General features: G+C 61.3%; 22 protein-coding genes. 15 read left to right on the top strand and 7 right to left on the bottom strand.

The features are described from left to right. The first annotated feature begins 9 nt into the window (after positions 1–9). The 5 genes from BUA36_RS00220 to BUA36_RS00200 all read left to right on the top strand — a co-directional run bounded on the left by BUA36_RS00220 (position 10) and on the right by BUA36_RS00200 (position 3,962). Complete coding sequence (locus BUA36_RS00220) at positions 10–1,086, top strand: protein-glutamate methylesterase/protein-glutamine glutaminase (protein ID WP_072780412.1); 1,077 nt, start codon at positions 10–12, stop codon at positions 1,084–1,086. A 123-nt stretch (positions 1,087–1,209) separates the two neighbouring features. Further along, the gene (cheY, locus tag BUA36_RS00215) at positions 1,210–1,599 is read left to right on the top strand and encodes a chemotaxis response regulator CheY (protein WP_028104141.1); all 390 of its coding nucleotides are present in this window, start codon (positions 1,210–1,212) and stop codon (positions 1,597–1,599) included. Between the two features lie 2 nt (positions 1,600–1,601). Beyond that, entirely contained in the window at positions 1,602–2,249 is a 648-nt protein-coding gene (gene cheZ / locus BUA36_RS00210; protein ID WP_072781511.1) for a protein phosphatase CheZ, read from the top strand. A 42-nt stretch (positions 2,250–2,291) separates the two neighbouring features. Then, positions 2,292–3,503, top strand: a complete 1,212-nt coding sequence (locus BUA36_RS00205; protein ID WP_072780411.1) for an EAL and HDOD domain-containing protein — start codon at positions 2,292–2,294, stop codon at positions 3,501–3,503. A gap of 63 nt (positions 3,504–3,566) precedes the next feature. After that, the gene (locus tag BUA36_RS00200) at positions 3,567–3,962 is read left to right on the top strand and encodes a hypothetical protein (RefSeq protein ID WP_072780409.1); all 396 of its coding nucleotides are present in this window, start codon (positions 3,567–3,569) and stop codon (positions 3,960–3,962) included. Here the strand turns inward: BUA36_RS00200 and panC are convergent. Genes panC through BUA36_RS00185 form a run of 3 tightly spaced genes read right to left on the bottom strand, consistent with a single transcriptional unit; the run spans position 3,959 to position 6,014 of the window. Further along, positions 3,959–4,798: a pantoate--beta-alanine ligase gene (gene panC, locus BUA36_RS00195; RefSeq protein ID WP_072780408.1), complete on the bottom strand. Its 840-nt coding sequence runs from the start codon at positions 4,796–4,798 to the stop codon at positions 3,959–3,961. The genes BUA36_RS00200 and panC overlap by 4 nt on opposite strands. 26 nt (positions 4,799–4,824) lie before the next feature. Then, a complete protein-coding gene (locus BUA36_RS00190) occupies positions 4,825–5,787 on the bottom strand; it encodes a segregation and condensation protein A (RefSeq protein WP_072780406.1) in 963 nt (320 codons plus the stop codon). A gap of 17 nt (positions 5,788–5,804) precedes the next feature. Next, positions 5,805–6,014, bottom strand: coding sequence for a DUF3460 family protein (locus BUA36_RS00185; protein ID WP_072780405.1), 210 nt, complete (start codon positions 6,012–6,014; stop codon positions 5,805–5,807). Positions 6,015–6,141: 127 nt separating this feature from the next. On the opposite strand from BUA36_RS00185, the gene BUA36_RS00180 reads away from it, so the two are divergent. Next, entirely contained in the window at positions 6,142–7,044 is a 903-nt protein-coding gene (locus BUA36_RS00180) for a DMT family transporter (protein ID WP_072780403.1), read from the top strand. On the opposite strand, the gene BUA36_RS00175 is transcribed toward BUA36_RS00180, so the two are convergent. Beyond that, the gene (locus BUA36_RS00175) at positions 7,041–7,946 is read right to left on the bottom strand and encodes a LysR family transcriptional regulator (RefSeq protein WP_072780401.1); all 906 of its coding nucleotides are present in this window, start codon (positions 7,944–7,946) and stop codon (positions 7,041–7,043) included. The two genes, BUA36_RS00180 and BUA36_RS00175, sit on opposite strands and share 4 nt — an antisense overlap. Positions 7,947–8,054: 108 nt before the next feature. Here BUA36_RS00175 and BUA36_RS00170 point away from each other — a divergent pair, with 108 nt between their 5' ends. Further along, the gene (locus tag BUA36_RS00170; RefSeq protein WP_072780400.1) at positions 8,055–8,678 is read left to right on the top strand and encodes a glutathione S-transferase family protein; all 624 of its coding nucleotides are present in this window, start codon (positions 8,055–8,057) and stop codon (positions 8,676–8,678) included. 2 nt (positions 8,679–8,680) lie between these two features. Further along, the gene (locus BUA36_RS00165) at positions 8,681–10,672 is read left to right on the top strand and encodes a 2Fe-2S iron-sulfur cluster-binding protein (protein WP_072780398.1); all 1,992 of its coding nucleotides are present in this window, start codon (positions 8,681–8,683) and stop codon (positions 10,670–10,672) included. Between the two features lie 3 nt (positions 10,673–10,675). On the opposite strand, the gene BUA36_RS00160 is transcribed toward BUA36_RS00165, so the two are convergent. Together BUA36_RS00160 and BUA36_RS00155 are read right to left on the bottom strand one after the other, a co-directional pair. Continuing rightward, the gene (locus tag BUA36_RS00160; RefSeq protein WP_139260312.1) at positions 10,676–11,002 is read right to left on the bottom strand and encodes a hypothetical protein; all 327 of its coding nucleotides are present in this window, start codon (positions 11,000–11,002) and stop codon (positions 10,676–10,678) included. Positions 11,003–11,087: 85 nt separating this feature from the next. Beyond that, a complete protein-coding gene (locus BUA36_RS00155) occupies positions 11,088–12,023 on the bottom strand; it encodes a LysR family transcriptional regulator (protein WP_072780395.1) in 936 nt (311 codons plus the stop codon). A 150-nt stretch (positions 12,024–12,173) separates the two neighbouring features. Here BUA36_RS00155 and BUA36_RS00150 point away from each other — a divergent pair, with 150 nt between their 5' ends. The 5 genes from BUA36_RS00150 to BUA36_RS00130 all read left to right on the top strand — a co-directional run bounded on the left by BUA36_RS00150 (position 12,174) and on the right by BUA36_RS00130 (position 19,487). Beyond that, entirely contained in the window at positions 12,174–12,947 is a 774-nt protein-coding gene (locus BUA36_RS00150; RefSeq protein WP_072780393.1) for a putative hydro-lyase, read from the top strand. Between the two features lie 84 nt (positions 12,948–13,031). Next, positions 13,032–14,306 (top strand): MFS transporter, encoded by a 1,275-nt coding sequence (locus BUA36_RS00145; protein ID WP_072780391.1) that lies wholly within the window; start codon positions 13,032–13,034, stop codon positions 14,304–14,306. Between the two features lie 22 nt (positions 14,307–14,328). Continuing rightward, on the top strand, positions 14,329–17,937 hold the full coding sequence (locus BUA36_RS00140; RefSeq protein ID WP_072780390.1) for a hydantoinase B/oxoprolinase family protein: 3,609 nt from the start codon (positions 14,329–14,331) through the stop codon (positions 17,935–17,937). 20 nt (positions 17,938–17,957) lie between these two features. Beyond that, positions 17,958–19,022: a porin gene (locus BUA36_RS00135; RefSeq protein WP_072780388.1), complete on the top strand. Its 1,065-nt coding sequence runs from the start codon at positions 17,958–17,960 to the stop codon at positions 19,020–19,022. A gap of 9 nt (positions 19,023–19,031) precedes the next feature. After that, a complete protein-coding gene (locus tag BUA36_RS00130) occupies positions 19,032–19,487 on the top strand; it encodes a cache domain-containing protein (RefSeq protein ID WP_139260311.1) in 456 nt (151 codons plus the stop codon). 3 nt (positions 19,488–19,490) lie between these two features. On the opposite strand, the gene BUA36_RS00125 is transcribed toward BUA36_RS00130, so the two are convergent. Beyond that, the gene (locus BUA36_RS00125) at positions 19,491–20,279 is read right to left on the bottom strand and encodes an SDR family NAD(P)-dependent oxidoreductase (RefSeq protein WP_072780387.1); all 789 of its coding nucleotides are present in this window, start codon (positions 20,277–20,279) and stop codon (positions 19,491–19,493) included. A 177-nt stretch (positions 20,280–20,456) separates the two neighbouring features. Between BUA36_RS00125 and BUA36_RS30095 the strand changes: the two genes are divergently transcribed. Both BUA36_RS30095 and BUA36_RS00120 read left to right on the top strand, forming a co-directional pair. Continuing rightward, a complete protein-coding gene (locus BUA36_RS30095; RefSeq protein ID WP_139260310.1) occupies positions 20,457–20,933 on the top strand; it encodes a DUF5990 family protein in 477 nt (158 codons plus the stop codon). 77 nt (positions 20,934–21,010) lie between these two features. Continuing rightward, a complete protein-coding gene (locus BUA36_RS00120; RefSeq protein ID WP_072780385.1) occupies positions 21,011–21,220 on the top strand; it encodes a hypothetical protein in 210 nt (69 codons plus the stop codon). The last annotated feature ends 290 nt before the right edge of the window (positions 21,221–21,510 follow it).

The following is a 21,510-nucleotide window of genomic DNA, read 5'->3' as shown; positions in this document are numbered from 1 at the left end:
GTAGTACATATGAAGATCAAAGTCCTGGTGTGCGACGACTCCGCACTGATCCGCAGCGTCATGAGCGAGATCATCAACTCCCAACCGGATATGGAAGTGGTGGGCGTGGCGCCCGACCCGCTGGTCGCGCGCGAACTCATCAAGCAGACCAATCCCGATGTGCTGACGCTGGACGTCGAGATGCCGAAAATGGACGGCCTCGACTTCCTGGAAAAACTCATGCGTCTGCGGCCGATGCCGGTGGTGATGGTGTCTTCGCTGACCGAACGCGGTTCGGAAATCACCATGCGCGCGCTGGAGCTGGGCGCGGTCGATTTCGTGACCAAGCCGAAAATCTCGATCCAGGCCGGCATGCGCGAGTATACCGAGCTGATTACCGACAAGATCCGCGCCGCCTCCAAGGCCCGCATCCAGGCACGCCGCCTGCCGCAGCCAGGCGCGGAGGGCCACACCGCAACACCGCTGTCGGCGCTGCGCAACCCGCTGCTGTCGTCGGAAAAACTGATTATCGTCGGCGCCTCCACCGGTGGCACGGAAGCGATCCGCGAATTCCTGATGCAGATGCCGTCCGACTGCCCGGGCATCCTGATTACCCAGCACATGCCGGAAGGCTTCACGCGCTCGTTTGCCAAGCGCCTGGACTCGCTGTGCAAGATCTCGGTGCAGGAAGCGCAGGGCAATGAACGTGTACTGCCGGGCCACGCCTACATCGCGCCTGGCCACTCGCACCTGTACCTGACCCGTAGCGGCGCCAACTACATGACCCGCATTGACCAGGCCGAGCCGGTCAACCGCCATCGTCCGTCGGTCGATGTGCTGTTCCGTTCCGCCGCACAGTGCGCGGGTAAGAATGCGGTTGGGGTTATCCTGACCGGCATGGGGAAAGATGGTGCAGCGGGCATGCTGGAGATGCGCAACGCCGGGGCGTATAATTTTGCTCAGGACGAGGCGAGTTGCGTGGTATTCGGCATGCCGCGTGAAGCGATCGCAGTGGGGGCAGCGCACGAAGTGGGCGCCTTGCAGGCATTGCCGGGCATGGTGCTGGGTTATCTGGCGCAACACGGGATGCGCGCATTGCGTGTTTAATTGTGCAACTGTGACGTTTTACTGCGACTTTGTTCGCCTTAAAGCAACGAAAATGCTATCCTACAACTTGCTGCCAATTGTAGGCACTATTAACAACCGCGTAGAGAAACAACGGAGCAATTCATGGCTGATCCAAAGATGAAATTTTTAGTTGTTGACGATTTTTCGACGATGCGCCGCATCGTCCGGAATCTGTTAAAAGAACTGGGTTATGCCAATGTCGACGAGGCAGAAGACGGCGTGATGGCGCTGGCCAAGCTGCGTGCTGAGCAGTTCGACTTCGTCGTGTCCGACTGGAACATGCCGAACATGGACGGCCTGACCATGCTGCAAAACATCCGTGCCGATCCGGCGCTGGCCAAACTGCCAGTGTTGATGGTCACTGCTGAAGCGAAAAAGGAAAACATCATTGCGGCAGCCCAGGCTGGCGCAAACGGCTATGTGGTGAAGCCATTCACCGCGGCCACGCTGGATGAAAAACTCAACAAGATCTTCGAGAAACTCGGAGCTTGATGATGTCTGAGCAATACAGCGGCGCCATCGCAGCAGCAGCGGTGGAGCCGAGTGAGGAGTTTTTGTCGCGTATCGGTCACATGACCCGGGCCTTGCATGAAAGCTTACGCGGTCTCGGCCTGGATAAACTGATTGAAAAAGCCGCGTCGGACATCCCCGACGCGCGCGACCGCCTCGATTATGTGGCGCGTCTGAGCGAAGACGCGGCCCAGAAAGTGTTAAACGCCACCGACGCCGCCGGTCCCTTGCAAGACCAGATCAGCGGCGACGCCCGGGAGCTCAGTGCTTCCTGGAACAGCCTGTTGGCGGCAGGCGGCGCAGATGAGTCCTGGCGTGCCCTGGCGCAGCAAACCGTCGCCGCGCTGGATGGCGCCGCTGCCGGTTCCTCGCAGACCAAGTCGCATCTGATGGACATTATGATGGCGCAGGATTTCCAGGATCTGACGGGCCAGGTGATCAAACGGGTCACCTCGATTGCCCAGAATCTGGAACAGCAGCTGGTACAGATGCTGATTGATTTTGCGCCTGAACAATTGAAGAAAGACAGTGACAACGGCTTGCTGAACGGACCGCAAATCGATGCCGGACGCGAAGGCGTGGTGGCTGACCAGGAGCAGGTCGACGACTTGCTGGACAGCCTGGGTTTCTGATTCCTACGGCCCGCTTGTGCGGGCCTTTTTCATGCGACAGCCATGCACCAGACTAATTATCTCGTTCGTGAGCCTTTGCTGGACCCCAGGCAGCGGGTGGTCGGCTACGAGCTGAGCTGGCAGCAGCAGAGCGGCGGCGCGACCTCGACGCTGGACGCACTGGAGTCGCTGGTCGGCTTTGTCGCCGGCCAGGTGCTTGATGACGACGGCGACTGGCGCCTGCGCGACAAGATCCTTTTCCTCGAAGCCGTCCCCGCCATGCTGTCGACCGATGCGCTGCACGAACTGCCGCCGGAGCACACGGTGCTGTCGATCCGCGCTGCCGAGCTGGCCAATCCCGATACCATGGGGGCGGTTCAGGGCTTGCGTGCAGGCGGCGTCGGCGTCCTGTTGCGCGAAGCCGACCTGACCCGCATCGGCACGCGTTTGCCGACCATGGCTTCTTACGTGGAAGTGCGTTTTTCCGGCGCCGACGTGGGCGCGCAGGCCCGCACTTACGCTGCCTTGAAACAATCTACGGTAGGGATGATCGCGCGCCCGGTCAGCAACTGGGCCGATTTTGACGCCTGTGCGGCGCTGGGCCTGAATGCCTTCGTCGGCAAGCTGCACCTGACGCCGCGCCCATCGACCGATAGCAAGGGCCTCAATCCGGCCCAGACCATCATCATGCAACTGATGCAGATGGTGCGGCAGAATGCCGACATTGCCCAGCTGGAAGCCGTGCTCAAGCGCGATGCGACGCTGTCATACAAGCTGCTGCGTTTCATCAACTCGGCAGGCTTTGGTGCGGGCAGGGAAGTGCAGTCACTGCGCCAGGCGCTCACGCTGCTGGGCTACACGCCGCTGTACCGTTGGCTGACCCTGCTGCTGGCCACGGCCAGCACGTCGGGCTATTCGCCGGTACTGCTGGAGACCGCCGTAGTACGTGGCCGCCTGGCCGAGTTGCTGGGGCAATCGGCGCTGGGCAAGAGCGAGGCGGAGAATGTGTTCGTGGCCGGCATGTTCTCGCTGCTGGATCGCCTGCTGGGCATACCGATGGCCGAGGTGCTGGCCAACATCCAGCTGTCAGAAGAAGTGGTCGCTGCGCTGCTGAGCCGCAGCGGCAAATATGGACCGTACCTGGCGCTGGCCGAGGCCTGCGAACTGAATTCCGACCTGGTCGCCTCGCTGGCCGCGAGCCTGAAATTGACGCCATTGGAAGTCAACCAGGCCCATCTCTCAGCACTCGCCTGGGCACAAAACGTCGCTGCTTGATCTTGCTCAAGCACGATATGCGTGCGTGTTGACGCTCCCGATTGCGCGGCGCATCATGGCCGCATGAATGCGAATTCCGACAGCGAGTATATCGACAACAAGGTGGGCGATATCCTCACCTCCCTCGACGACTTGCGCACCACAATGAACGAGCGCTTTGACGCCTTGCGCACCACCATGGATGAGCGCTTCAAAGCGGCCGACGCCAAGCTTGAAGCCATGGCGGCAAAAATCATTGCTGATGTGATCAAGTGGGTTGTCGGATTGTTCGTGACGATGATTGCGCTTACCGTCGGACTGGTCAGCATTGCGCTGAACCTTATTTTGCGGATGCCTCTGCCAGCGGCCGCACCAGTGGCGCCCGTGCCAGTCGTCAGCACGCCATCCGTCATCATCCAGCTGACACCGCAAGGCGCGACCGTATTGCCGGCCGCGCCTGCGGGAGAACGAAAACCTTAAATTTCCAGATTGTCGATCAGGCGGGTAGTGCCAAGCTTGGCGGCTGCCAGCACGACCAATGGCGTGCCTTGCGCCAGATCGCCAGCGTTCGGTGGTTGCAGATCGTTGCGTTTGCGGATGGAGATGTAATCCGGCTTCCAGCCGCGCTGGGCCAGATCGTCCATGGCCTTGTGCTCGAGCTGGAACACATCCAGATGGCCGGAACGCACTTCATTGGCGACGGCATTCAGCGTCTGGTACAGCGCCGGCGCTTCCGCGCGTTCGCTTGCCGACAGATACATATTGCGCGACGACAGCGCCAGGCCGTCGTCGGCACGCCAGGTTTCCGCTGCGATGATCTCGGTCGGCATGGCAAACTGGCGGCTCATGTTACGGATGATCATGAGCTGCTGGTAATCCTTCTTGCCGAACACGGCCACACGCGGCTGCACGCACGAGAACAGCTTGGTCACCACGGTGCACACGCCGTTGAAGAAGCCCGGACGGAACTCGCCTTCCAGCGTATTGCCCAAACCGTCAGGCGGCTGCACGCGGTATTCCTGCGGTTCCGGATACAGGTCCTTCTCGGTCGGCGCGAACAGCACGTAGACGCCTTCCTTTTCCAGCTTCTCGACGTCAGCCTGGAAGGTGCGCGGATATTTGTCGAAGTCTTCGTTGGGGCCGAACTGCAGGCGGTTGACGAAGATCGAAGCCACTACCGGGTCGCCATGCTTGCGCGCCAGGCGCATCAGCGACAGGTGGCCTTCGTGCAGATTGCCCATGGTCGGGACAAACGCGGTACGCAGCTGACCGCTCAGTTGGTCGCGCAGTTCTTCAATGGAGGTGATGATTTTCATGGTGTAGGCTCATTCTTATTGCCGGCTTACGCCGGTGAGTAGGCAAGCCGCACGTAAATAGGTGCGAATGGCTCGGCCTGGGTAATTTCAATCAGGGTTTCTTTGGCCAGCTCCAGCAGCGCGACAAAATTGACGACCACTACCGGCACGCCGCCGGCGACGTCGAACAGGTCGGCAAACTCCACGAAGCGGGTCGATTGCAGACGGCGCAGGATGCCGGTCATGTGCTCGCGCACCGACAGCTCCTCGCGGCTGATTTTGTGATGCTGGGTCAGCTTGGCACGCTTCATCACGTCCAGCCAGGCTTGCTGCAGGTCGCTGGCGACAACCTCGGGCCAACTTGGCACCAGGCTTTGCTCGATGAAGATCTGGGTACGCACGAAATCGCGGTCCAGTTGCGGGATCGTGTTGAGGTCGTAGGCGGCCAGCTTGATTTGCTCGTATTCCAGCAGGCGGCGCACCAGCTCGGCACGCGGGTCATCCGCTTCCACATCCAGGTCCACCTGGCGCTGCGGCAGCAGCATGCGTGATTTAATCTCGATCAGCATGGCCGCCATGAGCAGATACTCGGCCGCCAGCTCCAGATTGGACAGGCGGATCTGGTCGACATACTTCAGGTATTGCAGCGTCAGCTGCGCCATCGGGATGTCGAGGATGTTGAAGTTCTGCTTGCGGATCAGGTAGAGCAGCAGGTCCAGCGGACCTTCAAACGCATCGAGGAAGATTTCCAGCGCGTCTGGCGGGATGTAGAGGTCAGTCGGCAGCTTGAGCAGCGGCTCGCCGTACAGGCGGGCAAGGGAGCCGACTTCGGCGGTGACCGCCGCGGCTTCGTCCGCCGCAGCCTGCGCTGCGGCGTCGTTTGCTGCCTCGCCGGCTTCTGCGGCAACCGCATCCACCGCGTCGGTCGTGACCACAGCACCGGCTGCCGGTGCGCCGTGCTCGGCTTCCGGCACCGGCGGCTGCTGGTCAGCCGTTTCGTCTGGCAACATCCTTGCCGTCCGCGTACTTAAACTTTGTTCTGGTAGACGTAAGCTTGTTGCTTGACGGCCGATTCCAGCTGACGCTGTTGTTCATCCAGCGAGACCGGTGGACGATCCCACAGCAGAGCACGGCCTTGTTGCTGGCCTTCCTCGATGCCAGGATTCTTTTCCTTCAACGCCTTGATGAACAGGGTGTGGTCGGATTCGTACATCGAATGTTGTTTAGAGAGTTTCATATTATCTAAGAGGGTGGATCAGCAGCGGTTATTTTACCGCGCCCCGGCGCTTCAACGCTATTTCTATCGCTCGTAGGGCGGAAGGATGGGGTATGCTTTTGCGGATAATGTTGCATGAATATTAAAAATGAACCATCGCCTCACTCCCCGGACCATCTTCCTGCTGACCTTGCCGCCGCTGCTGTGGGCCGGGAATGCCATCGTCGGCCGCCTGGTGCACGACATGCTGCCGCCGGTATTGCTGAATTTTCTACGCTGGTCGATCGCCTTTGTCATTCTGCTGCCGCTGGCCGGGCCGGTGTTCCGGCGCGAAATTGGATTGTGGCGCCATTGGAAGACGTACGCCGTGCTGGGCCTGCTGGGCATCGGCATGTACAACGCGCTGCAATACATGGCGCTGCAAAGCTCGACGCCGATCAACGTCACGCTGGTCGCCTCTGGCATGCCGGTGTGGATGATGCTCACCGGCTGGCTGTTCTTTGACGTTCCCGTCAGCCGCAAGCAGGTGGTGGGCGCCGTGCTGTCGATTGCCGGCGTGCTGCTGGTGCTGGCGCGCGGCGAATGGCAGCGTGTGCTGGAGTTGCGGCTGGTGGCGGGCGATCTGTTCATGATACTGGCGACGATCGCCTGGTCGCTGTACAGCTGGCTGCTGCTGCGCGTGAAGGAGCCGGCGGCGGTGCGCGCCAACTGGGCCAGTTTCCTGCTGGCGCAGGTGGCGTTTGGCGTGGTCTGGTCGGGCGGTTTTGCGCTCGGTGAGCAGGCGCTGGGCGCGATTGCCGTGCAATGGAGTTGGCCGCTGGCCGCAGCGCTGCTGTATGTCGCCACCGGCCCGGCGATTGTCGCCTTCGGCTGCTGGGGCGCCGGCGTGCGCGAGGCTGGGCCATCGGTCGGCGCGTTCTTTGTGAACCTGACGCCGCTGTTCACTGCGCTGCTGTCGTCGGCGTTTCTGGGCGAGGCGCCGCATGGTTATCATGCGGCGGCATTTGCGCTGATTGTGGGCGGAATCGTGGTATCCGCGCGCCGGGGTTAGCCGCCGGTCGCGGCTTTCAGCGCATCGATAAAGACCCGCACCTTCTGCGGCAGGTGCGAGGTGGCGGGATAGACGGCGTGAATCTCGCTTTCCGGCAGCGTCCACTCTGGCAATACCCGCACCAGCCGTCCTGCCGCCACATCCTCCCTGACTGAGAACACGGTCGCGCGCAGCACGCCGTCGCCTGCCAGCGCCGCTGCGCGCGTGGCATAGGCCGTGTTGGAAGAGAACACGGTGTTCTGCATGCGTACCTCGGTCTGGCTGCCGTCGCTGCCGATCAGCGTGAACTGATTCGGCTGCGCCAGCACGGACAGCGACACATAAGGCAGTTGCGGCAGATCGTCCGGTGTGGCTGGCGTGCCGTGGCGCGCAAGGAAGTCCGGGCTGGCCACCAGCCAGCGCGTGAGCTTGTCGATCCGCGTGGCCATATGGCCGGAGTCCGCCAGTTTGCCCAGCCGCACGGTAACATCGATGCCTTCTGCGATCAGATCGATGATGTGGTCGTGGCAGGTCAGGTCGATCTTCAGCGCCGGATAGCGCGCGCGCAGCTGCGCCAGCACGGGCGACACCACAATAATCCCGTAGTCGATGGGCGAGGCCACGCGCAGCGTGCCTTGCGGCGTATCGCGGCCACTGCGCGCCTGCTCGATGGCCTGCTCGGCTGCCTGCAATAGCTGGCGGCTGGATTCGTAAAAGCTGCGGCCGGCTTCGGTCAGGCTCAGCTTGCGCGTGGAGCGCACCAGCAGACCCACGCCAATTTCCTGTTCCAGCAACTGCATATGCTTGCTGACCATGGATTTGGCGAGCCCCAGCCGCTCGGCGGCAGCGGTCAGCGAGCCGGCCTCGACCACGGCAACAAAGGTGGTCAGGCGGTTGAGGTTGATGGTGCTGAGATCGATCATGCGGCGATTGTACACTTATAGTGGACAGAGATTCCGGTTTTGTCCGGCTTATCAGCACGACCGGCGCTCCCTATACTGGCTTCATCGTTCACTTACCAAGGAGTAATCATGAAACTGTATGGCATCCCACTGTCCGGCCACACCCACCGCGTCCATTTGTTCCTGAACCTGCTGAACCTGCCACATGACTACGTGACGGTCGACCTGCGCAATGGCGAACACAAAAAAGCACCGTTCACGGACATGAACGCGTTTGGCGAAATCCCGGTGCTGCAGGACGGCGACGTCACGCTGGCCGATTCCAACGCCATCCTGGTCTACCTGGCGTCGAAATACGATGACAGTGGCCGCTGGCTGCCGCGTGATCCGGTTGCTGCCGCCAATGTGCAGCGCTGGCTCTCCATCGCCGCCGGCAAGGTCGCCTACGGCCCGGCCGCTGCGCGCCTGGTGACCGTGTTCGGCGCACCGCGCGACCATGAAGCTGCCAAGACCATCGCCGTCAACCTGTTCGACGTGATGGAGCGCGAGCTGCAAGGGCGCCGCTGGCTGGTGGGCGATCACGCCAGCATCGCCGATATCGCCGGCTATAGCTACATCGCGCATGCACCGGAAGGTGGCGTGTCGCTGAAACCGTACCCGAACATCCGCGCCTGGCTGGACCATGTGCGCGCGCTGCCAGGCTTCGTCGCCATGCCGGCCAGCCAGGCCGGACTCGCACCGGAAGAGGTGTAATCATGACTGCCGCCGTAGTGTCCCCATTCCATGCCCAGGAGCTGGAGATTCAGCAGCGCGTAGGCGTGCGTGAACAGATGGCGGGTGCGGCGGCATTCATCCGGGATTACATGCCGGAACAGCACCGCGAGTTTTTCGCCGAGCTGCCGTTCTTCTTCCTCGGTGCGCTGGATGCGTCGGGCCAGCCGTGGGCGACCATGCTGGCTGCCGATCCGGGCTTCGTCTCGACGCCAGATGCGCGCACGCTGTACATCAGCAGCGGTATGCTGCCGGGCGATCCGCTTACGGGGCATCTGCATGCGGGCGACCACGTGGGCGGCCTGGGACTGGCCCCAACCACGCGCCGTCGCAACCGCGTCAACGGTGAAATCGTGGCGGCCCATGACGGTGAGCTGCACATCGCCGTTACGCAGAGCTTCGGCAACTGTCCGCAGTACATCCAGCATCGCCAGCACACGCCGGTTGCGCCGGGGACGCATGCAGTGCAGGTATTGCGCAGTGCATCGCTGACGGCGGCGGACCGCGAACTGATCGCGCGTGCCGACACCTTCTTCATCGCCAGCGCCAATCTGGCGGCCGACGCGGGCCGTGGGCGCGGCGTGGATGTATCGCACCGCGGCGGCCGTCCGGGCTTCGTGCGCGTGGACGACGAGTACACGTTGACGGCGCCCGAATTTGTCGGCAACTTCTTCTTCAATACCATGGGCAATCTGCTGGCGCATCCGCGTGCGGGCCTGCTGTTCATCGACTTCAAACGCGGCGACATGCTGCATCTGGCCGTGGAGGGCGAGATCATCTGGGACGGTCCACAACTGCAAGCCTTTGCCGGTGCGGAGCGCCTGCTGCGCTTCCATGTGCGCGAAGTGGTGCGCAATGTCGGCGCGTTGCCGTTCCGCTGGACCGATCCGCAACCCGCCATGCAGCTGGCGCGCACCGGCAACTGGAGCGAAGCAGATCGCACGCAGGCTGCCGCCTCCCTGACCACCAGCTGGCGGCCGTTCAATGTCGTCGACGTGGTTCAGGAAAGCAGCGACGTACGCTCCTTCTACTTTGAACCAGCGGATGGACTGGGCGTTGCGGCCCATGTGCCGGGACAGTTCGTATCCCTGCGCGTGCCCGACTGGGCGGGCGATGGCGCGGCGTCGCAGATACGCAGCTATACCATTTCCGATGCACCTGATGGCCGCCGTTACCGCATCAGCGTCAAGCGCCAGGGCGTAGTGTCGTCATGGCTGCACGCACACCTCGAACCTGGCGCGCAGATTGAACTGATGGGACCTGGCGGTGACTTTACGTTTGAGGAGGGCACGCAACGGCCCGTGGTGATGCTGTCGGCCGGCATTGGCATCACCCCCATGATCGCCATGTTGAACGGCTTGCTGGTCAACGGCAGCCGCACGCGGCACAAGCATCCGATCTATTTCGTGCACGGCGCGCGCGAGGTTGCGCATCCGTTTGCGGTGCATCTGCAAACGCTGGCGGCGGGGCACAACAACCTGGCGGTGCACGTGCAGCAGAAACGCATCGACATCAAGGTGCTCAAGGAACTGCTGCCATTTGATGACTACGATTTCTACCTGTGCGGTCCGGCCGGATTCATGCAGGATATGTACCAGGGGCTACGCCAGCTGAATGTCGCCGAAGAGCGCATCCGCTTTGAAGCATTCGGTCCGGCCAGTGTACGCCGCAGCGGTGCAGCCAATGCGCCGGCCGTGTCAACGGCGACCGGACCGGTGCCGGTGCGTTTCGTGCGTTCGGGTATTGAGGCCACATGGGATGGCTCGCACGGCAGCCTGCTGGAACTGGCCGAAGCCAATGGCGTCGACGCGCCCTCAGGCTGCCGCTCAGGTTTGTGCGGCTCGTGCGCGGTAGGACTGGAAGCGGGCGATGTGGCTTACACCCGCACCTGCGGCTCTCAGCCGGCAGCAGGGCAGGTACTGCTGTGTTCTACCGCCCCGCGTGCAGGCGCCAGCGAGATTGCGCTGGCGCTGTAAGGCTTAACGCTGCGTTTTGGTGGTGTTATCGCAGTCCGCCCGGACCGTGTCGGCTGGCGTGGTCGAGTTGCCATCGGTATGGGCCTGGTTGCAGTCCATCTTGGTGCGGTCACTCTTCTTCATCTTCGAGTGTTTCGCGTTCTTGGCCGGCGCGGTGTTCTGCATATTGCTGTTGTTTTGCATGGTGGTGGCGTTTTGCTCGCCGCTGTTAGCCATACTCTGGCCCTTGGTTGGCGTGCCGGTATTGCTGGTGCCGGAAGGTTGCGTCTGCGCGATGGCGGCGCTGCTCAGACATAGCGTTGCGATACATGCAATGGCTTTGATATTCATGGCGGTCTCCTGGTTAAAGTAGGGCCATTTTTTCATGACCGGTCCATGCGCCGCGTAGGAGCACGCCTTGCGTGGCGGTCGGACGTCAACCCAGTGACTTGATGTAGCGCGGATCGACCTGCGCGCAATAGCTGGCGCACGACTGGCGCGCGGCGTTGGCGGCCGCATGCACCAGCATCTCGGCATTGGAGTGGAAGCACATGGAGACGATAATCGACGGCGGCTCGGGCTGCACCGGCAGCTCGACAAATTCGCCACTGTCGAGCAGACCCGCGACGAACAGGCTGGGGATCGCCGCCACGCCATAGCCGTCTTTCATGAGCTGCACAATCGCCGCCACCGACGGCGAGCAGGTGATGCGCGTCTGCTCCAGCGGCATCATGGCCAGATTCGCCATCTTGCTGACGATTTCCTCCAGCATGCGGTGCGGCGCCGTGCCGCGCCCGAAGGTGAGGATAGGCAGTTGCAACAGGCGCTGGTTCAAGCCCTCCTTGCGCGGATCGAGCAGGCCTTTGCGGGCGATCCAGTGCAGCGGATAGACCGCCAGCGCTTCGGAAACGATGTCGCTGCTCTCCACGCCTTCCACCTGAATCACCAGGTCCAGCTCACGCGCGCGCAGGCGGCGCTCCAGCACATTGCTCATATCGACCGCCAGATCGACTTCCATCTCCGGATACACGGCATTCAGTTCGCGGATGTACTGCGCCAGCCAGCTGTGCACCACCGATTCAATCACGCCGACCCGCAAACGGCCGCGCACTGCGCTGTCCTTGTGCGCCGCAGCCTGCAGGCGCCGTGTCGCGTCCACCACGGCCTTGGCGTGGCCCAGCAGGTATTCGGCATTGGCAGTGAGGCGAAAGTCCTTGCTGCTACGGTCGATGAGTTCCGTCTGCAGCTCCTCCTCCAGCGTCTTGATACGCAGGGAGATGGCAGCGGGCGTGGCGTGCAGTGCCTGCGCGGTAGCACGAAAGCTGCGCAGTTGGGCCAGGATGACAAAAGTCTCCAGAAAGCGGGTATTCATGCAACAAGAATACCTTAACCTCATGCACCAGGATAGCGCAGAGTGGTAAGAAAAACTAAACAACAACATCAACAATAACTAGATAGCCTGTGTGGTTATTCGAGATTATTCTTGTCTCATGCAGTTTTAATATGATTGAGCGAGCCAGCCATGACACCACTTGAATTGCGCCAGCAGGTCCGTAGTGGCGCCTTCCGCCAGCCCACCGCAGGTTATTGCGGTCCATACGCCCAGGCTAACCTGGTGATCCTGCCGCAGCAGCATGCCAACGACTTCCTGCTGTTCAGCCAGCGCAACCAGCGCGCATGTCCGCTGCTGGCGGTGGGGGAGCCGGGTCAATGGCATCTGCCGCGTCTGGGCGAGGACCTCGACATCCGCTGCGACACGCCGGGTTACAACATCTACCGCGAAGGCATACTGGCCGAACAAACCTATACGCTGCACGAGGTCTGGCGCAATGACATGGTGGTGTTTGCGATTGGCTGCTCGTTCTCGTTCGAGCACATGCTGCAGGAAGCGGGCATTCGCCTGCGGCATGTCGAGCAGCGCCGCAATGTCGCCATGTTCCGCACCAATATCCGTAACCAGCCTGCCGGGCCGTTTGGCGGCGAGATGGTGGTATCGATGCGGCCGATGAAAGCCGCCGACGCCATCCGCGCGATTCAGATTACCAGCCGTTATCCCGCAGTCCACGGCGCGCCGGTCCATCTGGGCGACCCAGGTTTGATCGGCATTGCCGACATCATGCGGCCGGATTACGGCGATGCGGTCGAGATCATGCCTGACGAAATCCCGGTGTTCTGGGCTTGCGGCGTCACGCCGCAGGAAGCCATACGCCACGCGCGCCTGCCGCTGGTGATTACCCACCAGCCGGGCTACATGTTGGTGACCGACATACCCAATTCTTCACTCGCAGCTTTTTAATCTAAAAAAACCGCGCAGTACCACAACGTGCCAGCACCGCTGGCCCGAACGGGGACGGCTGCGCCTTCAACAAGGGAGACAACCATGAATACACGAGCACTCAGCACGGACCAGCGGGAAGGATTCTTTTCCTGGTTCTTCGCCTTGACGGGCAAGGAGCGGCGTACCTTCTGGAGCTGCAAAATCGGCTACGCGCTGGATGCGATGGACACGCAGTTCCTCAGCTTCGTGATTCCAACACTGATCGCCACCTGGGGCCTGTCCAAGGGCGACGCGGGTTTGATCGGCACGGTGACGCTGCTGACGTCCGCAGCGGGCGGCTGGATCGCCGGCATCCTGTCGGACCGCATCGGCCGCGTGAAAGCGCTGCAAATCACGATTCTGTGGTTTGCCTTCTTCACCGTGCTATGCGGCCTGGCACAGAACTTTACGCAGCTGTTGTGGGCGCGCGGCCTGATGGGCTTTGGCATGGGCGGCGAATGGACCGCAGGCGCCATTCTCATCGGCGAAGTAATCCGCGCCAAGGATCGCGGCAAGGCGGTCGGCATGGTGCAGGCGGGATGGGCGATTGGCTGGGGCGTATCCGCACTGCTGTATGCGCTGATGTTCTCGCTGCTGCCGCCGGAATGGGCATGGCGCTCGCTATTCCTGCTGGGGATCTTGCCTGCGCTGTTCGTCATCTTCATTCGCCGCTTTGTCGATGAGCCGGAAGTGTTTGTGGCCGAGAAGAAGAAAGCGGCGCGTGCCGAAGGCCAGCCATCGTTCTGGCAGATCTTCTCGCCCAAGATGTTGAGTGTAACCCTGCGCGCCGTGCTGTTGACCACTGGCGCCCAGGGCGGCTACTACGCCATCACCACCTGGCTGCCCACCTTCCTCAAGACCGAGCGTCATCTGACGGTGCTGGGCACCGGTGGCTACCTGGCCATGGTGATTGTCGGCTCCTATGTCGGCTACATCGTCAGCGCCTTCCTGACCGATTACCTGGGCCGCAAAAAGAACTTCATCCTGTTCGCTACCGGTTCAATGTGCATCGCGCTGGCTTACACCCGTTTGCCGGTGACCGACGGCGTGATGCTGTTCCTCGGCTTCCCGCTGGGCTTCTGCGTGTCCGGTGTGTTCAGCGGCATGGGCGCGTTCTTGACGGAGCTGTTCCCGACCGCCATCCGTGGCTCGGGCCAGGGCTTCAGCTACAACATGGGCCGCGCAGTCGGTTCGCTGTTTCCGCTCATGATCGGCATGAGCAGCCAGTCGATGGCGCTGGGTGAAGCCATCGGCATCTTCGCCGGTACGGCATACGCCGTCATGATCCTTGCGGCGCTGACCCTGCCGGAAACCGCCGGCAAACAACTCGAATCCTGATTACAGACTTAAAGGCATCATCATGAAAAACGACATCCCCGCTCAACAACTGCGCTGGCAATTCTGGGTTGACCGTGGCGGCACCTTCACGGACATCGTCGCGCGCCGTCCCGACGGCAAGCTGGTAACGCACAAGCTGCTGTCGGAGTGCCCGGAGCGCTACGACGACGCCGTTACCCAGGGCATGCGCGAGATGCTGGGGCTGAAGGCTGGCGATCCACTACCAACCGGGCAGATTGAGGTCATCAAGATGGGCACCACGGTGGCGACCAATGCGCTGCTGGAGCGCAAAGGCGCGCGTACCGCACTGGCGATTACCCGTGGCTTCGCCGACCAGCTGCGCATCGGCTACCAGGACCGTCCGGATATCTTCGCCATGCACATCGCACTGCCGGATCTGCTCTATGAAGACGTGATCGAGATTGATGAACGTATCGGTGCACGTGGCGAAGTGCTGCAAGCGCCGGACGAAGCGCTGCTGCGGCGCCAGTTCCAGTCATTGCGCGAACGCGGCATCGATGCGATTGCGATTGTGCTCATGCACGCATACCGCTACCCGCAGCACGAACGGCGTCTGCGCGTGCTGGCCGAAGAGGCAGGCTTCAGGCAAATCTCGGTCAGCCATCAAGTCAGCCCGCTGATGAAAATTGTCGGCCGCGGCGATACGACGGTGGTGGATGCCTACCTGTCGCCTGTGCTGCGCGATTATGTGTCGCGCGTTTCGGCGGATACCGGCGATGTGCGCCTGATGTTCATGCAATCCAATGGCGGCCTGACGGACGCCAGCCGTTTCCAGGGCAAGGATGCGATTCTGTCCGGGCCTGCTGGCGGCATCGTCGGCGCGGTCAAGAGCTGTGAGGCGATCGGACTGAAACAGGTGATCGGCTTTGACATGGGCGGCACCTCGACCGACGTCGCGCATTACGATGGCGCTTATGAGCGGGTGTTCGAGACCGTCGTTGCTGGCGTGCGTGTGCGCGCACCGATGATGCACATTCACACCGTGGCAGCTGGTGGCGGCTCGATTTGCAGCTTCGAGAATGGCCGCTTCAAGGTTGGCCCGGAATCGGCGGGCGCCAATCCGGGGCCGGCCAGCTACCGCAAAGGCGGGCCGCTGACCGTCACCGACTGCAACGTGATGCTGGGCCGGATTCAGCCCGAGCACTTCCCGCACGTGTTTGGCCCCAGCGGCGACCAGCCGCTGGACCGTGACGTGGTGGTGCGCCGCTTCAGCAAACTGGCCGAGCAGATCGAAGCCGAAACCGGTACGCGCTTGTCGCCATCGGCGGTGGCGGATGGCTTCCTGGCGGTCGCTGTCGACAATATGGCGCAGGCGATCAAATCGATTTCGGTGGAGCGCGGCTATGACGTTAGCCGCTACGCCATGTGCTGCTTTGGCGGCGCCGGTGGTCAGCACGCCTGCCGCGTGGCCGATGTCCTGGGCATGAGCAAGATCGCGATTCATCCGTTTGCTGGCGTGTTGTCGGCATTCGGCATGGGACTGGCGGACATTCGTGCAATGCGCGAAGCCGCCGTCGAGCAGCCGCTGAATGCCGCCACGCTCGCCGCGCTGGCGCCGCAACTGGCGACGTTGACGCAGCAGGCGGCCGACGAACTGCTGGCGCAGCAGGTCGCATTGGACGACATCAGCGTTGAACTGTGCGCGCGGGTGAAATATCAGGACAGCGACTCTGCTTTCGTCGTCGCGTTGGACAGCGAGGTCGCCATGGCCGAAGCCTTCGCCACGCTGTACCGCAGCCGCTTCGGCTTCGTGATGGAAGGCCAGCCGTTGGTGATTGAGTCCGTGTCCGCCGAGGCGATAGGCGCCGGCGATGGCGCCGACTTTGAAATCTCCGTGCCGTCCGGCGGCGGGAATGTGGTGGATGGCCGCGTCTACAGCTACGTTGATGGCCAGACGGTGCCGATCCCGCTGTATGTACGCGCCGAGCTGCCAGCGGGTAGCCGCGTCGCCGGCCCGGCGTTGATCCGCGAAGCCATCGCCACCACGGTGGTGGATGCCGGCTGGAGCGCACGCGTGCTGCCGGACCATACGCTGCTGCTGGAGCGCGTGGTCGCCGCCGGCGCCGCGCACAAGATGACCACTGCCGTGCATCCGATTCACCTGGAGATCTTCAACAACCTGTTCATGGCGATCGCGCGCCAGATGGGCACCACCCTGGAGAACACCGCGTATTCGGTCAATATGAAGGAGCGCCTGGACTTTTCCTGCGCCGTGTTCGACCGCCATGGCAATCTGATCGCCAATGCGCCGCACATTCCGGTGCACCTTGGCTCGATGAGTGACAGCGTGCAGTGCGTCATCCGCCAGCATGCCGCCACCATGGCGCCGGGCGATGCGTATGTGCTTAACGTGCCATACAACGGCGGCACCCACCTGCCGGACATCACCGTGGTTTGCCCGGTGTATGGCAATGCCGATCAGCCGCTGTTCTACGTCGCCGCGCGCGGCCACCATGGCGATGTGGGCGGCATCACGCCAGGTTCCATGCCACCGAATAGCACCAGCATCCTGGAAGAGGGTGTCCTGCTGGATAACCTGAAGATCGTCGACCGTGGTGTCTTCCTCGAACAGGAAGTGCGGGCGCTGTTTGCCGCCGGCCCCTGGCCGAGCCGTAACATCGACCAGAACATCGCTGACCTCATCGCGCAACTGGGAGCATGCGAAACCGGCGCCAATGAATTGCTGAAGGCCGTAGCGACGTACGGTGACGAGGTGGTGCTGGCTTACATGCAGCACGTGCAGGACAACGCCGAGCAGGCCGTACGCAAGGCCATCCGCCAGCTGCGCGATGCCAGCTTCGCTTACGAAATGGATGACGGCGCGCTGCTGCAGGTGAAGCTGACCATCGACCGTGATAGCGGCAGCGCCATCGTTGACTTCACCGGCACCAGCGAGCAGCGTCCGACCAACTTCAACGCGCCGCTGTCGGTGTGCAAGGCGGCGGTGCTGTACGTATTCCGCACGTTGATCGACAGTGATATTCCGATGAACGAAGGCGTACTCAAACCACTGCACCTCATCGTGCCGGAAGGCTCGATGCTGAACCCGCGCTATCCGGCAGCGGTGGTCGCTGGGAACGTGGAAGTATCGCAGTACGTCACGGACGCCCTGTATGGCGCGCTGGGCGTGATGTCCGCCTCGCAGGGCACGATGAACAACTTCACCTTCGGTAACGACGAACACCAGTACTACGAGACGATTGCTGGCGGCTCTGGCGCCGGTCCCGGATTTGACGGTACAGCCGCTGTGCAGACCCACATGACCAACTCGCGCATGACCGATCCGGAAGTGCTGGAGTGGCGCTTCCCGGTGCTGGTAGAGACGCATGCCATCCGTCGCGGCAGCGGCGGCGCGGGGCTGCATCGTGGCGGTGATGGTGCGCTGCGCCGCATCCGCTTCCTGGAAGCGATGACCGCCAACATCCTGGCCGGCCACCGCCGCATCGCACCGTTTGGCCTGCAGGGCGCGGAGGCGGGCGCATTGGGACGCAACTGGGTGGAGCGCGGCGATGGCACGGTCGAGGAATTTGGTGCGACCCATACCGCGGAGATGCAGGCAGGCGATGTGTTTGCGATTGAAACGCCGGGCGGTGGTGGCTTCGGCGCTTAACTAAAACAAGGGAGATGACAATGAAAAAAACAATGATGGCACTCGCATTGAGTGCAGTGGCAGGCATGGCGGCGGCGCAGTCCAACGTCACCGTGTACGGCATATTCGACATGGCGCTGGTGCACGAGAGTGGCGGCACGGCTTCCAGCACCAAGGTGACGAGCGGTGTGGAATCAGGCTCGCGCATCGGTTTCAAAGGCACGGAGGATCTGGGCGGCGGCATGTCGGCGATCTTCCTGGTGGAGAACGGCTTCCAGGGCGATACCGGCGCGATGGGGCAGGGCGGTCTGCTGTTCGGCCGTCAGGCTTACGTCGGCCTGCAAGGCAGCGCCGGTACAGTGGCGATAGGCCGCCAGTACACGCCGCAGTATCTGGCCGTGGCGGCGGTTGATCCCTTCGGTTCCGGTACTGCGGGCGATACCAAGAACCTCATGGCATCGACCGGCAATAGTGCGAGCCGCATGGACAATGCCGTCAAATACATCTCGCCGATGGTGCATGGCTTCAGCACGGAGGTGGTGTACGGCGCCGGCGAGGTGGCTGGTGACAATAGTGCCAGCCGCCAGTTCGGCGGCACCCTGGCATACGTCGGCGGTCCGTTGACATTGCGGCTCTCCACGCACTATCGCAACAACGAAACTGCCACCGTGAAGAACGTCAGCAGTGCGCGTAACTCCGTGATTACAGCGCTGTACGACTTCGGCGTGGCCAAGGCGCATTTCGCCTATGGGGTGGACAAAGGCGTCAACAGCGCCTTGCCGCGCAACCTGGCCAATCCGTTTGGCGCGGCGGTGGCGCCGACACCGTCTACCGACAGCGACGTCATTCTGCTGGGCGTGACCGTGCCTGCTGGCCTGGGCACTTGGCTGGGCTCCTACATTCGCAAGAACGACAAGACCGGCTTCAATCAGGATGCGGAGCAGTTTGCGGCGGGGTATCGCTACTACCTGTCCAAACGTACCGACCTATATGGCGTGTACGGTTACATCCGCAACAAGAACGGCGCCGGCTACACGGTCGGCAGCGCGATTGAAGGCGGTACCGGCAACCGCGCGCTCAACCTCGGCATCCGCCATATTTTTTAAGGAGTGGTTATGTTCAAGCGTATATTGATGGTGCTGTTGATGGTGTGGATGGGTGTCGCCGGCGCGGCAGAAAAGGGCACGGCGGATGAAGCGGTGGCCATGGTGAAAAAAGCCGGCGACTTCCTCAAGAAGAATGGCAAAGAAAAGGCCTACGCCGAGTTCAATAATCCGAAAGGACAGTTCATCCAGAAGGACCTGTATATTTTCACCTTCTCCGCCAATGGCGACGGCATCGAAACGTCCAATGGCGCCAACCAGAAGCTGGTCGGCAAAAACGTCAAGGAGATGAAGGATGCGGACGGCAAGTTCCTCATCAAGGACATACTCGCCGTCGGCATGGGCAAAGAAGGCAAAGGCTGGGTCGATTACAAATGGCCTAACCCGAGCACTGGCACCATTGACGCCAAACGCACTTACGTTGAGCGTGTGGACGATGTGGTGATCGGCTGCGGTATCTACAAATAGCCGTCAGCTGATGGTATCGACCACGCCGCCGTCCACGCGCAGTGCCGCGCCGGTGGTGGCCGATGCCTGTGGCGAGCAGACATAGACCACCATGTTGGCGACTTCCTCCGGCGTCGCCACCCGCTGGATGATGGAGGTGCTGCGATGCTCTTTCACAAAGGCGTTGGCCTCGCGCTCCGCAGCCGCATAGTCGGCATCCGGCGCCACCAGGTGCTGCACCCCCTCCGATAGCGTAGGTCCGGGCAGCACCGCATTCACCGTGATGCCGGTGCCGGCCAGACTCTTGGCCAGGCCGCGCGAGATCGCCAGATAACCGGTCTTGGTGAACCCGTAGTGAATCATATCGGCTGGAATATTCAGTCCCGATTCCGACGAAATGAACACGATACGTCCCCAGTTCTTCTGCTGCATGCCGGGCAGGTAAGCGCGACTGGCGCGCACGCCCGACATGATGTTGATTTCAAAGAAGCGCATCCACTCTTCATCGGGAATCTCGGCGAATGGCTGCAAATTGAAGATACCGAGGTTGTTGACCAGGATGTCCGCCACCGGCTCGGCCTTTTGCAGGATAGCGAAACCTGCCGCATTCCCCAGATCCGCCGCCACACCGCGCACCTGCGCTCCCTGCACCTGATCGCGCAGCTTGTTGAGCGCCTGATCTACGTCCGTCTGCTTGCGGCCCGTGATAACAACCGTCGCTCCAGCGCCGGCCAGGCCCAGTGCAATGGCGTAACCGATGCCACGCGTGGAACCAGTAACGATAGCTGTCTTACCCTTCAGATCAATCTGCATGACATGTCCTTTCGAGTTAGGTGATGTGCCGCTCCATCCTAGTCGAAAAGCGAGGGAAGGCAATCTACCTTAAAGAGTTATTTCGATCGCAGTTTCCTCAGTGGCATTTCGCTAGATTTTCGGCAAGGCTTATATGGTAAATTGCCATCGTCTTGTGTACTGTGAGGGTACCTGAATGTGATTGGCTGGCTGTTGGCTAAAAATGACGAATTGATTTCGAAAATGGATTTCGTACACTTGAGAGTAGTCTATGACGGTAAAGGACCGTTAATTTGGGGGCGCAAACCCGGAACTTTCGGTGTGCAAGACAAAGGCGGGCGCCTGCAAATCGGAACTATTGGCGCCGCTGGTGAAACTACATTTGAACTATCTCTCCAAGTAAAATCTGGGAAATCCGGTGAGCCCGTGTTGCTCGGCTCTTTCGCTCACGGCCCACCTGCCGCGCGTTTTTTATACCTCTCGTGGGCCGAAGGAGATGGAACATTAGCTCAGCGCTTGAGGTTACCGCTTGCTGGTATCGAATGGAGCGACATACGCGAGTCCGTTAAACAGCAGAAGCCGTTAGTTGGGGTTCTAGTCGATCATGAGCCACGCGTTACCTCGACTGGCGCCAATATTGGCGGCAGCAGGCCAGTTTGCTGGAAATTATTCTAGGTTGCCAACGGCCAAGAACAGACTCTGACACACGCCTTTGATTGGTCTTATTTGCGTAGGCAAGGCAGCCACGGACTATGAAAAAAATCGCCAAAAAACTATCGTTGCTGGCCGGCCATTTGCTAAACGTGGTGATTGCGCTCGTCGCCGTTGTTTACCTTTTCGGAGCGGTAGTTTGGATGCATGCGCCTCCGATTCCTGCATTACTTCTTACTCTGGCGATGACATTGCCACTTTTGGGGATTGCATGGGTTTTCTTAAAGCTGGGAAAGGTGGTTAAGGAATGATGAACCCGATTAGGAGGGAGTGGTCGGCCTTTTCCGGGCATTGGTTGCTAGACTGTTACTGAGAAGGAGAAGTTTTATATGATGAGCTCTATACTCGGCAACGCATTGGTCATAAGTATCTTTCTCCCGGTAGCTCAAGTCGCAGGATTTTGGTACTTTTGGAGAGATAAGATAACTAGTCCATGGTGGTTTGCCTCGATAGGCTTGGTCGCAGCGTACGTAATAATGGCCGTTTGTTTCACTTCAACTTTTTCCAACATTGGTTTATCGGGAAACGTTTCTGGGGCTTC

This window comes from Duganella sacchari, from assembly GCF_900143065.1.
GTDB classification, from domain to species: domain Bacteria; phylum Pseudomonadota; class Gammaproteobacteria; order Burkholderiales; family Burkholderiaceae_D; genus Rugamonas; species Rugamonas sacchari.
The sequence above is the reverse complement of the archived record's forward strand: the minus strand, read 5'-3'. Positions and strand labels throughout refer to the sequence as shown.

What these genes read in the sequence shown, in the direction of transcription:
- BUA36_RS00220 (WP_072780412.1), top strand. Translation starts at nt 10, where the DNA reads ATGAAGATCAAAGTCCTGGTGTGCGACGACTCCGCACTGATCCGCAGC.
- cheY (WP_028104141.1), top strand. Translation starts at nt 1,210, where the DNA reads ATGGCTGATCCAAAGATGAAATTTTTAGTTGTTGACGATTTTTCGACG.
- cheZ (WP_072781511.1), top strand. Translation starts at nt 1,602, where the DNA reads ATGTCTGAGCAATACAGCGGCGCCATCGCAGCAGCAGCGGTGGAGCCG.
- BUA36_RS00205 (WP_072780411.1), top strand. Translation starts at nt 2,292, where the DNA reads ATGCACCAGACTAATTATCTCGTTCGTGAGCCTTTGCTGGACCCCAGG.
- BUA36_RS00200 (WP_072780409.1), top strand. Translation starts at nt 3,567, where the DNA reads ATGAATGCGAATTCCGACAGCGAGTATATCGACAACAAGGTGGGCGAT.
- panC (WP_072780408.1), bottom strand. Translation starts at nt 4,798, where the DNA reads ATGAAAATCATCACCTCCATTGAAGAACTGCGCGACCAACTGAGCGGT.
- BUA36_RS00190 (WP_072780406.1), bottom strand. Translation starts at nt 5,787, where the DNA reads ATGTTGCCAGACGAAACGGCTGACCAGCAGCCGCCGGTGCCGGAAGCC.
- BUA36_RS00185 (WP_072780405.1), bottom strand. Translation starts at nt 6,014, where the DNA reads ATGAAACTCTCTAAACAACATTCGATGTACGAATCCGACCACACCCTG.
- BUA36_RS00180 (WP_072780403.1), top strand. Translation starts at nt 6,142, where the DNA reads ATGAACCATCGCCTCACTCCCCGGACCATCTTCCTGCTGACCTTGCCG.
- BUA36_RS00175 (WP_072780401.1), bottom strand. Translation starts at nt 7,946, where the DNA reads ATGATCGATCTCAGCACCATCAACCTCAACCGCCTGACCACCTTTGTT.
- BUA36_RS00170 (WP_072780400.1), top strand. Translation starts at nt 8,055, where the DNA reads ATGAAACTGTATGGCATCCCACTGTCCGGCCACACCCACCGCGTCCAT.
- BUA36_RS00165 (WP_072780398.1), top strand. Translation starts at nt 8,681, where the DNA reads ATGACTGCCGCCGTAGTGTCCCCATTCCATGCCCAGGAGCTGGAGATT.
- BUA36_RS00160 (WP_139260312.1), bottom strand. Translation starts at nt 11,002, where the DNA reads ATGAATATCAAAGCCATTGCATGTATCGCAACGCTATGTCTGAGCAGC.
- BUA36_RS00155 (WP_072780395.1), bottom strand. Translation starts at nt 12,023, where the DNA reads ATGAATACCCGCTTTCTGGAGACTTTTGTCATCCTGGCCCAACTGCGC.
- BUA36_RS00150 (WP_072780393.1), top strand. Translation starts at nt 12,174, where the DNA reads ATGACACCACTTGAATTGCGCCAGCAGGTCCGTAGTGGCGCCTTCCGC.
- BUA36_RS00145 (WP_072780391.1), top strand. Translation starts at nt 13,032, where the DNA reads ATGAATACACGAGCACTCAGCACGGACCAGCGGGAAGGATTCTTTTCC.
- BUA36_RS00140 (WP_072780390.1), top strand. Translation starts at nt 14,329, where the DNA reads ATGAAAAACGACATCCCCGCTCAACAACTGCGCTGGCAATTCTGGGTT.
- BUA36_RS00135 (WP_072780388.1), top strand. Translation starts at nt 17,958, where the DNA reads ATGAAAAAAACAATGATGGCACTCGCATTGAGTGCAGTGGCAGGCATG.
- BUA36_RS00130 (WP_139260311.1), top strand. Translation starts at nt 19,032, where the DNA reads ATGTTCAAGCGTATATTGATGGTGCTGTTGATGGTGTGGATGGGTGTC.
- BUA36_RS00125 (WP_072780387.1), bottom strand. Translation starts at nt 20,279, where the DNA reads ATGCAGATTGATCTGAAGGGTAAGACAGCTATCGTTACTGGTTCCACG.
- BUA36_RS00120 (WP_072780385.1), top strand. Translation starts at nt 21,011, where the DNA reads ATGAAAAAAATCGCCAAAAAACTATCGTTGCTGGCCGGCCATTTGCTA.